Raw genomic sequence first — 12271 nt, forward strand, 5'->3', positions numbered from 1 at the left:
CCCATGACCTCCGCCTTGCCCAGATGGTCACCCGACTCCCAGCGTCGTCGGCGCCACCTCGCCCACGGCGGCGGCATACATCGACGCCGCGCCCGCAGAGGCTGCCGCACGCTCCGAGTCGAGCGCTCTCGATGGCTCGGCGGCTTCGTAATCCTGGCAGCGTTCGTGGCCGCGTTGTGGTGGAGGTGCCGGTGGGCTCGCGGCGGCTGTGCACCCCTATCGCGCGGCCCTCGATGCGCCTCCGCTCGCCATCAGGTGAGAACCTCTGCGCCGATCCTGCCCCGGGTCGGCGGGTGCGGCACCCGGCATGATCCGGCGCGGCTGCCGGCAAGCCCGGCCGCAGCCGCGCCGCCCGTTTGTCACCCGTGCCGGTGGCGGTATCCGCCCGGCTTGTGCCGGCCCGGCGGGGGCAATAGGGCGGCGATGGCGATCAACATGCTGAGTATCAGCAGCGCGCTGAGCAGAATGTCGACGATCATGGCGGTACCTCCCTCGGGCGCCGCGAAAAGATGTTGGCGGTGAGGCTGCCGGGAGCCCTCTCCTACGGTCACGCCACGTGTGTGGCCACGTCAACCCATTACCGGACCGGTCCGGCGCTGCCGGACGGTGAGGAACAGGCGGTGCGCGGTGACGACGGCGGCGAGCCAGACGAGCCCGACGGTCCAGGCCACGAGGACAACGGTGAGCCGGTGCAGGCCGAGGCGCACCCGGCTCAGACCTATCGTCAGGGCGAACCCGGTGGCCAATGCGACCGTCACGGCGCGGGTGAGGAAGCCCCGCTGCCGCTGCGCCAACAGACCTCGGCACGGTCGGCCGGGTCCGCCTCTCTGAGCACGCTGACGATGTCTCCCAGCCTGGTTACGAGGTCGTGGATTTGATCTCGGGTCAGGTGCTGGGCCGCTGTTTGCGGTCGTGGCTGGTTGAGCGCGGCCAGGGCGCGGCGGCGTTCGGTTTCGACCTCGGCGATCCAGCCGGTGACGATGGTCGGGTCGGCGCCGGCTTCCAGTGCCGGCGTTGCCGGGTTGGGAGGATGCCGGGTCTGGTGGGCGTGACCGCGAGGCCGACAACGGTGCCGCTCCGGCGGTCGGTCGCACGTTCCTTCTCCCGCGGTCGGCGGTCGTGACCGGCATCGTTACCGTGCAGGCGGTGGTGGTCGCCGGCATCGGGACGTACAGCTGCCGCGCCTACATGTCACTGCACGAGGCAACCGACGATGGACAACTGCGGGTCGGGCAACGAACGCCCCAGGCGTGGTCGGCCGCCTCGGGCACCGACTCTGTCACCACCCGGGCCGGCGCAGCCGGGATCAGGGTTCGAGGCAGAACGGGATCGAGTCGCTGCGTCCCTCGGGCTCTTCCGTGTTGCCGTTCGGGTCGAGAATCTTCACCCAGTCCACGGTCGAGAACTGCTTGAGCGTCGGCATGATCTCGTTCGCGATGGTGGTGGTCGAGCCCCGGCTGTCGCAGTCGTCGGTGAGTTGAACTCGCGCGACCTGGTCGGTGATCCAGACGGTGGCGAAGTTGCCCGCCCCGGAGTCGACGAACACCAAACCGCCGGCCGCCTCCTGCTGGGTCGGACCGGCGAACATCCGCTGCAGCGCGCCCCGCGAGGTGGCCGGCGGGATCACCGGTCGAGACACCGCGCGCGGCCGCTGCTGATTGGCGTTGTCGATGAAGAACACCTGAACGGGAACGGTCTGCGCCGGGGTGTCGATGTCGATGACCAGCCGACTCGGGTTGGTGAGGGTGGACACGCGGAACGGTTTGGCCTGTGCCAGGCTCACGCCGAACCGCAGCACCGCTTCGAAGTCGCCCGCCGAGTTGACCTGCATGAGGTTGGGCAGGGCGAAGGTGCGGCGGAGGGGTCCGAACGTGCCGTTACCGGCATCGTCGTGACCGACCGCGGGGAAGAACCGAACCTGGAGCACCGCGTCGCCGATCATCGGCACCGGCGCCCCGGAGCCGTCCTCGATGATCTGGGACACGAAACGGACATCGCGTTCCTGCGGCAGTGGACCTCGGAACTCGAACACCAGTCGGTCGTAGGTGGTGTGATTGGCAGCGCGGATGTCGACCAGCGTCGACTGCTGTGCCGTAGCGACGTCGGCGTTGGCGGCACTGACCCCGCCGAACGAGGCGAACAGGACCAGCGCCGCCGGGAAGATCATTCTGTTCCTCATCGTACTGAGCTCCATTACGGTCGGGTCGCGCGGCGACCACCACAAGCCGGTCCGAGGCGGACAGGTCAGGCATCTCTCACCCCCGACGGTGCACCGTCCGGAGATCGAATGGCAGGGCACAAGGTCCCGGCGCCATGTGGCGGCATTCTCGCTTCTGGCGGTTCAGCAGGACCCACGGCACTTGTTGGTCGGCGACCGCCGACGTTGACGGAGCACAGTGGCCAACCGATGACTGAACCCGTTGGCTTCCCGCCGGACCCGCCGACGCTTCTCATCACGCATGCGGATTCTGGCCACAGAGGTGGGAGCGGATTCCCGGGCTGCCGAGGGTATGTCGAGTGCCCACGGTCGATTGGCAGGGCCCCCGGGCCCATTGGCCCTGAACGATTTCCGCGGGCTGGGCGAGGCTGCTGGAAGGGGCAGCGGCATCCCGGTACCCGTGGGTGCCGGCTCCACGCGGAATCTCCACGCCGCTGCCAAGGGAGCGACTTCCTGGGGAGGTCCAAGATGCCCGTGACCGGAGACAATGCAGTCGAATCGATCGGCGACCCGAGGGAATGCTTGCCCGGTGTGGCGGGCCGACGGCCGCCGGCGCCCATCGCGGATTCGGCGCTTCTGCAGCCGCAGGATCTGGGAGGTGCCGTGCCCGTCCAACCCGCCGAGGAGTTCGGGCGGCATCTGCGCCCGCCGCTGCCGTGCGACGGCCGCCGATACCCCAGCCTCCTATTGCGCCGCACCGAGGGCACTATCCTGATCGACTACCCGATCAGGGACTTTCACACCACGCTGCTGGAGCACGTCGTTGGATTCCGTGGCGCTGGCGCCGCTGCCTACCTACGTGAACTGCGCCTGGCAGTGAGCCGCAACGGCGGGTGCACCGATCACACCGGGCGGTGGACGGTGGAGCAGGTCGACGTCGCAGGGCCGCGCTCCCTGCTCATCCAGCTGCACGAGGAGTTCGAGGACCCGTCCGGTCAGCCGGCCGGGAAGGACTCGTATCTCATCGCGGCCCGAACCGGCCGAGTGGTCGTGGTGCTGGCCGACGTCGGCTGGGAGATGGGCTCCGGACACCCGGACACCATCGGCGGCCTCATCGATGCCGCGCTGCGGCGAGCCGGAACCGTCGCGGTCTAATCTCACCCTCGACGACCGCCTGGTCGTGCCCCGGGGGCTGCGCCACAGAGCCACGCAACACCCAGATCGCCGACGACGCTTTGGGACACACGGCCGGTGACAAATCCGCCCTGCGGGCTTGCTCACCCACCGGCGAGCAGCACCGCCACAACGGTGCCGCCGGCCACCACAGCCGCGGCGGCGACAGCGAGCCGGGCCGGGCCGGGCCGCCAGTCCCGGTCCGTGTCCCGCTCGTCGGACGGCCGACGGCGCCGAGCCGTGGTCACCGCCGCGGCCACGAGCATGAGGCCGACGACCAGCAGCGCCAGCGCGGCGGCGAGGACGCCGGGGAAGTACCGGTTCACGATCGGCGGCAGCACCAGCAACATGCCCGCCGACCCGATCCCGAGCAGGACCAGGTCCCGCATGAGTACGGCGGCGGCCACGGCAGCGCCGACCGTGATGAGCGCCAGCACCGATCCCCACGGCTGATCGGCGACCGCGACGGCGCCGATCACCGCGGCAACCGTCCCGATGATCACCCCGAGCCGTGGCGGCCGCAGCAGCCCACCCCACGCGAGTAGGGCCCACGTCACCCCGACGGCCCAGATCGCGGCGCCGGGCAGTGAGCCGGGGTGGGGCAGCAGCCCGGTTGCCGCGCCCGCGGTGATCGCGAGCAACGCGACGACGGCGCCGTGCTGCAGGGGATGCGGGCGCGCCGTCCACAACCCGATGGCGACCGCCGCGGTCAGGCCGGCGGCGAACGCGCCGACCGCCTCCCCGGCCCAGCCGAACCCGTCGGCGGCCAGCACGGCGAGGAACGCCATCAGGCCTGCGCACGCAGCAAGCCACAGCACCGCGCGCAGGCGCCGTCCGACGTCACCGCGCGGCGCGATAGCGCCGGCCACGCCCGTGGCCAGCGCTGCACCGCCCAGCAGGGCGAGCCTGGCCGCCAGCGGCAGTACGTCCCAGTACCAGCCGGCCACCAGGCTCAGCGCCACAACGATGACGGCTCCGCCGAGGTAGCCCATGGCCTCGATGACCATTGAGCTACGGTCCGCCCCGGATCGCCCCTGGGCAGGGTGCGAACGGGCCCGGCGCGACCAGCCTCGCAGATCCGTACGCAGATGCACGGCCTGCTCGGCGGTGACCACGCCGTCGGACACCCACCCGTCGACCAACTGGTCGACCTCCGCGGCAACGGGTGCCGGGTCCGTCGCCGACACTGAGGCCTCGTGACGCGTCAGCGTTGTCGACGACGGGGCGGCGTCAACGGGTCCCGGCGGAGCCACAGCACATCACTCCCCTTCGGGCCCGCCCGGACGGGCCGGGCGGGTCACTCCTGCTTGGCGATGGGAATCTGTCGGCCGGTCGGCTCGGCAGCCTTCAACGGGACGGTCACCTCGAGAATCCCGTCGCGGTAGGTGGCCGCGACGTGGTCTTCGTCGGCGTTGCCGGGCAGCCGCACCGCCCGCTGCAGTCCGCCGTACCGGAACTCGGAGCGGTTCATGCCCCGCTCCTCCTCGCGGCGTTCCGCCCGGATGATGAGCAGCCCGTGATCGACCGTGACCTCGACGTCCTTCTCCGGGTCAACGCCCGGCAGCTCGGCACGCAACAGGTACTCCGTGTCGGACAGCCGGTCCTCGAAGCGGATCAGCTGACCAGTGCGCGGAAACTCGGCGTCGAACCAGTCAGTGACGTCGCCGAACAGACGCGGCAGCAGGGATGTCATCTCATCCTCCCTTCTCCTTGTCCCTACCTCCATCCCACCTCCGCCGCGGTTCGACGGTCAGGGCCGTTCGTCCTGTTTCGAGGGGATATTCCATGGACGGGTCGGTTCCCCGTGCTACCAGCCCCGGGGCCACGCTTCGGGCAGGCCTCGACGGCAACCTCCACCTGGGGCCGTCGGGCCCGTTGCCGGGCGACGGACGCCTGCTCGGCGTCGAGCGGGCGGTGGCCCAGCAGGCCTATGGTCAGGTCGGCGAGGCACGTTGAAGCACGGCTTGGCCCAGCTGACCCGGTATGCGAACGGCCAGGGCGCCACCCTGAAGGAGATGACCGCGTCGCACACCCAAGTCGGCATCAACCGGGTCGCGGTCACCAGGAGCCGGGTTGCCTTGCTGCCGGTAGGGTTCCCCTGGACGACCGGGGAGGCCGACGATGATCCACGTTCGTACCTGGAATGTCGAGGTTCTCGTCGGCAGCTGCTGGACGCCACGGCTGGCGACATCGAGCAGATCACCGGTCGGCCGGCGCGGCTGACCGGCTTCGGGGTGGCGCCGGACGAACCGACAGAGGAGGTCGCTATGCCGACGGACCAGAGGGCCGGTAAACCATGGCTCCCCCCGCGCTGGGTCATCCGATTCGCCTGGTCGGTGCACCGGAGTCTGTACCGCGTGACGGGTGGCCGGGTGGGGTTGCGGCGGCCGCGCCCTGGCCACTGGGGCATGCTGCGGCTGACCACTGTCGGGCGGCGTACCGGTCGCCGGCGCAGCGTCATGCTCGCGTACTTTGAGGACGGCCGGAATCTGGTGTCGCTGGCGATGAACGGCTGGGGAGCGGCCGAACCTTCCTGGTGGCTGAATCTGCGAGCACATCCGGACGCGACCGTCGAATTGGCCGACGGGAGACGGCTCGTACGCGCGCACGCGGCGACAGCGGACGAGCGACCACGGCTGTGGGCCCGCTGGCGTGATGTCGATCCGAAGCTGGATTCCTACGCCGCGCTGCGGCCGGCGGAAACCGCCGTTGTGGTGCTGGCGCCCCGCCCCGGCGTGACGGCGTCCGCCGAGCCGCAGGACGACCGCTTGGCGTAGACCCCGACGTACCCGCGACGCCACGTCGACAGCAACGGTGGCCGGCCGTGGTCGCGCGCCACACCACGCACGGCAGCAGCCTAGCCCGCGCCCCGCCCCTGGTCGTGCCATCGATGCGCCAGGGCGGCGATCTCGGCGGCGAGGGACGGCTGCAGGGGGGCCGGCAGATCGTGCCCCATGCCGGCGTGCACGATCAGCCGCGCCCCGGGAATCGCCCGGGCGGTCGACTCTCCGCCGGGCAGGCGGATGAGCGGGTCCGCAGCGCCGTGCACGACCAGCGCGGGCAGGTGCAGGCCACCCAGCGCCGGGCGGCGGTCCACCGCCGAGACGATCGTCGCGAGCTGGCGTCGGACCCCGTCCGGGTCGTGGGCCACGTCGTAGCTGCGGCGCGCCACGTCACGCAGCCACGCCTCGTCACGCGGATACGCGGGCGACCCGATGATCCGGAAGATGTCGACGACCTGCCGGGCCGCATCCTCGCGGCTGGAGGCGGCACGCCGCAGCAGAGCCACCACCGCGCGCGGCCGGGGCCGTCCGATGCGCGGCGACGGCGTGGAGGAGATCGAGGTGAGCGACCTGACGCGCGCGGGATGGCGGATGGCCAGGGTCTGCGCGATCATCCCGCCCAGCGACACCCCTGCCACGTGCGCGCTCTCCCAGCCGAGGGCGTCCATCACCGCCCGGGCGTCCTCCGCCATGTCGGCCAGCGTGTACCCGGGGCCTCGCCCCAGGGCGAGATCCAGCGGGGAGGGCAGGCCGAGGGTGTCCAGGTGGGTGGACCGCCCGACGTCGCGGTTGTCGAACCGGGCCACCTGGAAGCCGTGGCCGGTGAGCAACCTCCGGAAGTCCTCCGGCCAGAACAGCATCTGCAGACCCAGCCCCATGACGAGCAGCAGCGGCTTGCCGGTGGGCGGGCCCTCCACCTCGTAGGCAATGTGTACGGCACCGTGCCGGGCGACCCCTTCGACCATCACCTCAATCTGCCGCGCTCCGGACCCTGGCGCACGGGCCGTACGACTCTGGTGTGGCGCGGCGCAGCCAGTGGATGGTGACTGAGAATGGCCGTTGACGCAGGAGGATGCCGTGGACTATCTCAGCCCGCTGGACGCCTCCTTCCTCGACGCCGAGGACGAGGACCCGCACGCCTGCCTCGCCATCGCCTCGATCGCCGTCCTCGACGGTCCAGCGCCGAGCCAGGCCGACTTCACCGATCTCATCCGCGGCCGCCTGCCGCTGGTGCCGAGGTACCGGCAGCGGGTTCGCCGGGTGCCGTTCAACCTGGGCCGGCCGGTCTGGGTGGACGATCCCGACTTCGACCTCGACTTCCACCTGCGCCGTACGGCGCTGGCCTCGCCCGGCGGGGACGCCGCGCTCGAAGGGCTCGTTGGCCGGGTGATGAGCCAGCGTCTCGACCGTGACCGGCCGCTGTGGGAAAACTGGCTCATCGAGGGGCTGCCCGAGGGGCGCTGGGCTCTGCTGTCCAAGGTGCATCACTGCCTTCTCGACGGCGTTTCGGGAACCCAGCTCTACAAGCTGATCTGCGACACCACTGCCGTGCCGCGGCCCGCCGTTGCGGACCACTGGGAGCCTCGTGGTGGCACCGGCGCCCTGGACCTGACCCTCGATGCGCTCGGGCAACTCGCGCGTATGCCCTTCGACCAGGCCCGCTTTGTGGTCCGGGCGGTCCGCTCGCCAGCCGGATGGTTGCGCCGCACCGCGCGTGGGCTTGCCACGCTGGCCGCCGGGTTCACCCCGACGGCGCAGACCTCGCTGTCCGGGCCGATTGGCAGAGCCCGGCGGTATGCGCTGGCCCGTACGCCGCTGGCCGACATCGCCACGGTCGCCAACTTCTGCTCGGTCACCATCAACGACGTCTATCTCGCCGCCGTGGCGGGTGCCTTCCGGCGTCTCATGGTGCAGCGCGGCGAGGAGCCGGTGGCAGACGCCGTCCGCACTCTCATCCCCGTCAGCGTGCGTGCCCGTGGCCAGGAGGGGATGCTCGACAACCGGCTCGCCTCGATGTTGCTGCTCCTGCCGGTCGAGCTGGACGACCCCGTGCGACGAGTGCACGCGGTGCACCAGCGGGTGGCGCAGTTGCGCGCCAGCGGCGAGGTGGAGGCCGAGGCGGCCCTGGTGGCGTTCGCGGATCTGGAGCCGTTCACGCCGGTGTCAATGATCATCCGTACCGCCCTGCGCGTGCCGCAGTCGGCGATCACGACCGTCACCACCAACGTTCCGGGTCCCGATCAGCAGCTGTACGTCCTCGGGCGCCCGATCCGCGAGATCCTGCCGTACGTGCCGATCGCCGAGCGGCTGCGCATCGGCGTCGCCGTCTTCACGTACGGCGGTCAGGCGGCGTTCGGCGTCACGACCGACTTCGCGTCGGTGCCGGAAGCTGACGAGTTCGCCGGCTTCGTCACCGAGGAGGTCGCCCTCCTGCGCGAGGCCTGCCGCCCGCACGGCCGCCGGGCCCCACACCACCATGCCACCGTGCCCGCCGGCGCCCCAGCATCCTGATCCGATCGCCGGCTACTGGCGGCAGAGCCACCGGACAGCCCTCGCCGTCGTGGCGTCGGCGCCCTCGCGATTGTTCCCCTGCCGGCTCACAGATCGTTGTCTTCCTCGTCGAGCGCGATCATCGCCTCGGCGATTCCTTGGCTGATCTGTGCGCGTCCGGCGGCGTCGGTGTGCTCGAGCAGCGCGGCGACGGGCCGGTTCTGCGCGAGGTAGGTCGCGGTGAAGGTGTGGATGCGGTGGTCCAGCGCCGCCCGTGCGAGCGTGGTGATCAGTTCGGTGGCCAGGCCGACGCGCCGCCAGGCCCGGTCGACGGCGACGGCCACCTCGGCGCTGCCCTCCCCGGCGGCCTCGTACCGGGCGATCCCGACGCCGCGGCCGGTGGCGTCGCCGGCCACGACCGCGAAGCGCTGGGCGTAGTCGACGGTGGTCAGGCGGGCGAGCAGGCGTGGGGTGACGCGGGGCGGTGCGCCAAGGAAGCGCCGGTACAAGGTGTCCGGGTCGGCCTCCGCGATCGCCTCGGACAGCGCCGCGGCGTCGCGCGGCACGATGGGGCGGATGAAGACGGTACGGTCGTCGCGCAGGTGTACCACCCGCTCGTAGTGTGTGGGGTAGCTCGGCGGCATGTCGGCGGGATCCAGTCGTGCGATGCGGGCGGTGCGTTCCGGCCCTTTCGCTCGGCTTTGTCGTGGTGGCAGCGTCATGGGTGTGGCCTATGTGTCATGTCGGGCATTGTCCACGGACCCGTGCGGCCGGCGGAGGCAGGTGCCTGCGGCACAGGACGGCCGAGCTGACGACGTTCAGCTTGGCCGGAGTGCGGCTCATCCGCGACATGTCGCAGGCGTGTGCGTCACGGCCCGGCGCCCGTCGTGGCGATCCCCTGCCTATGACACTGCCGAGGGGGTTTGATCTGTCTGCCGACGGCGGATCCATCGGGCCAGCTCGTCGATACCCCACACGATGAAGGGGAAGGGGAGCAGCAGGGCCAGTTGCTGCGGGGGGAGCGCCGCCGTGCCGAACACCGTCTGCAGCGGTGGGGCGTATATCAGTGCGGCGGTGAATGCGAGTTCGAAGATGATGCCGTAGATCAGCAGGCGGTTGCTGAACAGTCCGATGGCGCGCAGCGAGGCGCGGTCGGTGCGGGCGGCGATGGCGGTGCCGACCTGGCAGGCGACGATGCCGGCGAATGTCATCGTGGTGGCTTGAAGGTAGGCGTGGTGCAGCGGCGAGCCGGGACCGGTCGGGTCGCCGGGACGCCATCCGGCCTGCCAGAGGGTGAGTAGGAAGGCGCCCATGACGAGGACGGCGGAGGTGACACCGAGCAGACCCCACGCGCGCGCCAGCAGGCGCCGGTCGATGACGCCCGCTCCGGGCGGTCGGGGCGGCCGGGTCATCAGGCCGGGTTCGGCGGGCTCGCGGCCCAGGGCCAGCGCGGGCAGCGTCTCGGTGCCCAGGTCGATCGCGAGGATCTGCAAGACGGTCAGTGGCAGCGGGATCAGGCCACCCGACAGGGCGTAGATCAGGAAGGGGACGACTTCGGGCACGGCGTGGGCGAAGATGTAGAGCACGAACTTGCGGACGTTGTCGAATACGCGGCGTCCGGCGTCGACGGCCCGGACGATGGTGGTGAAGTTGTCGTCGGTGAGGACCATGGTGGCCGCCTCGCGGGCCACGTCGGTGCCGGAGCGGCCCATGGCTACGCCGATGTCGGCGTGCCGCAGTGCGGGGGCGTCGTTGACTCCGTCGCCGGTCATCGCGACGATCTCGCCGCCGGCTCGCAGCGCCTCGCAGATGCGCAGCTTGGCCTCGGGGGAGGAGCGGGCGAAGACGATCTCGTCGGTTCCGGCGACCAGGTCGTCCAGCTCCTGTTCGCTCATCCGGTCGAGATCGGCGCCGGCGACGATGCGCGGTGCCGCGCCGCCGATGCCGACCCGGCGTGCGATCTCCGCCGCGGTGGGGCCGTAGTCGCCGGTGATGACGTGGATCCGCATGCCCGCGCCGTGGGCGGCGGTCACGGCGTCGGCCACCCCGTCCCGGGGCGGGTCGACCATCGCGATCAGCCCGAGCAGTGTCAGTTCAGTCTCGGCTGTCTCCCGGCCGGTGGGTATCGGGCCGTCGACCGGGCGTTGCGCCACGGCCAGGACGCGCAGGCCCGCCGCCGCGTACCGGTCCATCGCGGCGGTCAGCTGTGCGCCGTCGAGGCCGGTGGTGCCGGCCATCGCGGTGCAGCAGGCCAGCACGCTCTCGGGGGCGCCCTTGGTGTGGACGACGGCGACGCCGTTGACGCGGTCCACGGTCGACATGCGCTTGATGCGCGCGTCGAAGGCGAACACGGCCGCCCGTGCGGCGTCACGCTCCCGCCCGGACACGCCGGTACCGAGGTCGGCGGCGAGGCGCAGCAGTGCCAGCTCGGTCGGGTCACCGCTGCCCTCGGCGGCGCCGTCGCCAGGTAGCCGGGCGGTGGAGCACGCGGCAGCGGCCGCGGCCAGCGCGAGGGCGTCCGGGTCCGCGGCGACGCCGGTCGCGGGCACGTCGCCGGCGCCGGGCAGCCACAGCCGTACGGCCCGCATGCGGTTTTCGGTGAGGGTCCCGGTCTTGTCCGTGCAGATCACGGTCGTGGAGCCGAGGGTCTCCACGGCGGAGAGCCGTTTGACCACCGCACCGCGGCGGGCCAGTTCGCGGACGCCGACGGCCAGGGCGAGCGTGATCGTCGGGAGTAGCCCCTCCGGTACGTTGGCCACGATGAGGCCGATGGCGAAGCTGACGGCGGCCGCCCATCCGAGTCCAGCGAGCAGGCCGAGCGGCAGGAACGCCGCGCCGACCAGCACCGCGACCGCTGCGATGATCCAGGTGGCGCGGGAGATCTGCCGTTCCAGTGGGCTGGGCTCGGTGCGGACCCGCTGGGAGAGGGCGGCGATCCGGCCGATTTCGGAGTGCATGCCGGTGCGGGTCACCACCGCCGTGGCAGCGCCCGCCGTGCAGGCGGTGCCGCTGAACAGCAGATCTTGCGCTTCCAGCAGCGGCCCGGGTTGCGCGGCGGCGCCCGCGGCGCGGGCAACCGGCGCAGATTCGCCGTTGAGGGCGGACAGGTCGATCGCGACGGCCCCGTCGATCAAGCGGGCATCCGCGCACACCCGGTCGCCCTCCGCGACGAGCAGGATGTCTCCGGGGACCAGTTCCCGAGCGACGACGGTTCGTTCGATGCCGTCGCGTATCGCCCGCGCGGTCGCGGGCAGGTATGCGGCCAGCGCCTCGACGGCCTTCTCGGCCTGCATCTCCTGCATGAACGCGAACGCCGCGTTGAGCAGGATGACCGCGACGACCGCGACGGCCAGCGGCGCATTACCGCTGAACCAGGCGAGGGCGGCGGCCACGAACAGCAGCACGGCCAACGGCTGCGTGAACTGGTTCAGCAGTTCCCGCGGCCACCGTCGGCCGCCGCGCCGGACCAGTTCGTTGGGCCCGTACACGATCAGCCTGCGGGCGGCCTCCCGGCCGCCGAGCCCCGCCGGGGACGTACGGAGGTCACGGAACAGCGCGGTGAGCGGCTCCTGCTCGTCGATGGCGGTCTGCGGATCGTCGGCGGGATACGTCGTCCGGGCCATAGGTTTCACCGTTGGCGATTCGCCCCGCTTGGCACAGGGGCGAG

The 12271-nt window shown here is 71.5% G+C and carries 10 protein-coding genes; 3 read left to right on the forward strand and 7 right to left on the reverse strand.

What is annotated here, in order from left to right; genetic code table 11:
- Nucleotides 1–569 precede the first annotated feature (569 nt).
- Together EV385_RS26325 and EV385_RS26330 are read right to left on the reverse strand one after the other, a co-directional pair.
- Entirely contained in the window at nt 570–794 is a 225-nt protein-coding gene (locus EV385_RS26325) for a phosphatase PAP2 family protein (protein ID WP_130511870.1), read from the reverse strand.
- A gap of 512 nt (nt 795–1306) precedes the next feature.
- Complete coding sequence (locus EV385_RS26330) at nt 1307–2179, reverse strand: AMIN-like domain-containing (lipo)protein (protein ID WP_130511871.1); 873 nt, start codon at nt 2177–2179, stop codon at nt 1307–1309.
- Between the two features lie 642 nt (nt 2180–2821).
- On the opposite strand from EV385_RS26330, the gene EV385_RS26335 reads away from it, so the two are divergent.
- The gene (locus EV385_RS26335) at nt 2822–3313 is read left to right on the forward strand and encodes a hypothetical protein (RefSeq protein WP_130511872.1); all 492 of its coding nucleotides are present in this window, start codon (nt 2822–2824) and stop codon (nt 3311–3313) included.
- Between the two features lie 122 nt (nt 3314–3435).
- Here the strand turns inward: EV385_RS26335 and EV385_RS26340 are convergent, their stop codons facing one another.
- On the reverse strand, nt 3436–4518 hold the full coding sequence (locus EV385_RS26340) for a DUF2157 domain-containing protein (RefSeq protein ID WP_165449606.1): 1083 nt from the start codon (nt 4516–4518) through the stop codon (nt 3436–3438).
- A gap of 110 nt (nt 4519–4628) precedes the next feature.
- On the reverse strand, nt 4629–5024 hold the full coding sequence (locus EV385_RS26345) for an Hsp20/alpha crystallin family protein (RefSeq protein WP_130511874.1): 396 nt from the start codon (nt 5022–5024) through the stop codon (nt 4629–4631).
- Between the two features lie 574 nt (nt 5025–5598).
- On the opposite strand from EV385_RS26345, the gene EV385_RS26350 reads away from it, so the two are divergent.
- A complete protein-coding gene (locus tag EV385_RS26350; RefSeq protein ID WP_130513574.1) occupies nt 5599–6108 on the forward strand; it encodes a nitroreductase/quinone reductase family protein in 510 nt (169 codons plus the stop codon).
- Nucleotides 6109–6188: 80 nt separating this feature from the next.
- On the opposite strand, the gene EV385_RS26355 is transcribed toward EV385_RS26350, so the two are convergent.
- Complete coding sequence (locus EV385_RS26355) at nt 6189–7079, reverse strand: alpha/beta fold hydrolase (protein ID WP_130511875.1); 891 nt, start codon at nt 7077–7079, stop codon at nt 6189–6191.
- A 112-nt stretch (nt 7080–7191) separates the two neighbouring features.
- Here EV385_RS26355 and EV385_RS26360 point away from each other — a divergent pair, with 112 nt between their 5' ends.
- Nucleotides 7192–8625: a WS/DGAT/MGAT family O-acyltransferase gene (locus EV385_RS26360; RefSeq protein ID WP_130511876.1), complete on the forward strand. Its 1434-nt coding sequence runs from the start codon at nt 7192–7194 to the stop codon at nt 8623–8625.
- Between the two features lie 86 nt (nt 8626–8711).
- On the opposite strand, the gene EV385_RS26365 is transcribed toward EV385_RS26360, so the two are convergent.
- Both EV385_RS26365 and EV385_RS26370 read right to left on the reverse strand, forming a co-directional pair.
- A complete protein-coding gene (locus tag EV385_RS26365) occupies nt 8712–9248 on the reverse strand; it encodes a GNAT family N-acetyltransferase (protein WP_130511877.1) in 537 nt (178 codons plus the stop codon).
- Nucleotides 9249–9506: 258 nt separating this feature from the next.
- Entirely contained in the window at nt 9507–12227 is a 2721-nt protein-coding gene (locus EV385_RS26370) for a cation-translocating P-type ATPase (RefSeq protein WP_130511878.1), read from the reverse strand.
- Nucleotides 12228–12271 lie beyond the last annotated feature (44 nt).

This window comes from Krasilnikovia cinnamomea (assembly GCF_004217545.1).
GTDB lineage: Bacteria > Actinomycetota > Actinomycetes > Mycobacteriales > Micromonosporaceae > Actinoplanes > Actinoplanes cinnamomeus.

Bases quoted from the DNA above. Each gene is read 5' to 3' on its own strand.
- EV385_RS26330 (WP_130511871.1), bottom strand. From the start codon at position 2,179: ATGAGGAACAGAATGATCTTCCCGGCGGCGCTGGTCCTGTTCGCCTCG.
- EV385_RS26370 (WP_130511878.1), bottom strand. From the start codon at position 12,227: ATGGCCCGGACGACGTATCCCGCCGACGATCCGCAGACCGCCATCGAC.
- EV385_RS26350 (WP_130513574.1), top strand. From the start codon at position 5,599: ATGCCGACGGACCAGAGGGCCGGTAAACCATGGCTCCCCCCGCGCTGG.
- EV385_RS26355 (WP_130511875.1), bottom strand. From the start codon at position 7,079: ATGGTCGAAGGGGTCGCCCGGCACGGTGCCGTACACATTGCCTACGAG.
- EV385_RS26345 (WP_130511874.1), bottom strand. From the start codon at position 5,024: ATGACATCCCTGCTGCCGCGTCTGTTCGGCGACGTCACTGACTGGTTC.
- EV385_RS26365 (WP_130511877.1), bottom strand. From the start codon at position 9,248: ATGCCGCCGAGCTACCCCACACACTACGAGCGGGTGGTACACCTGCGC.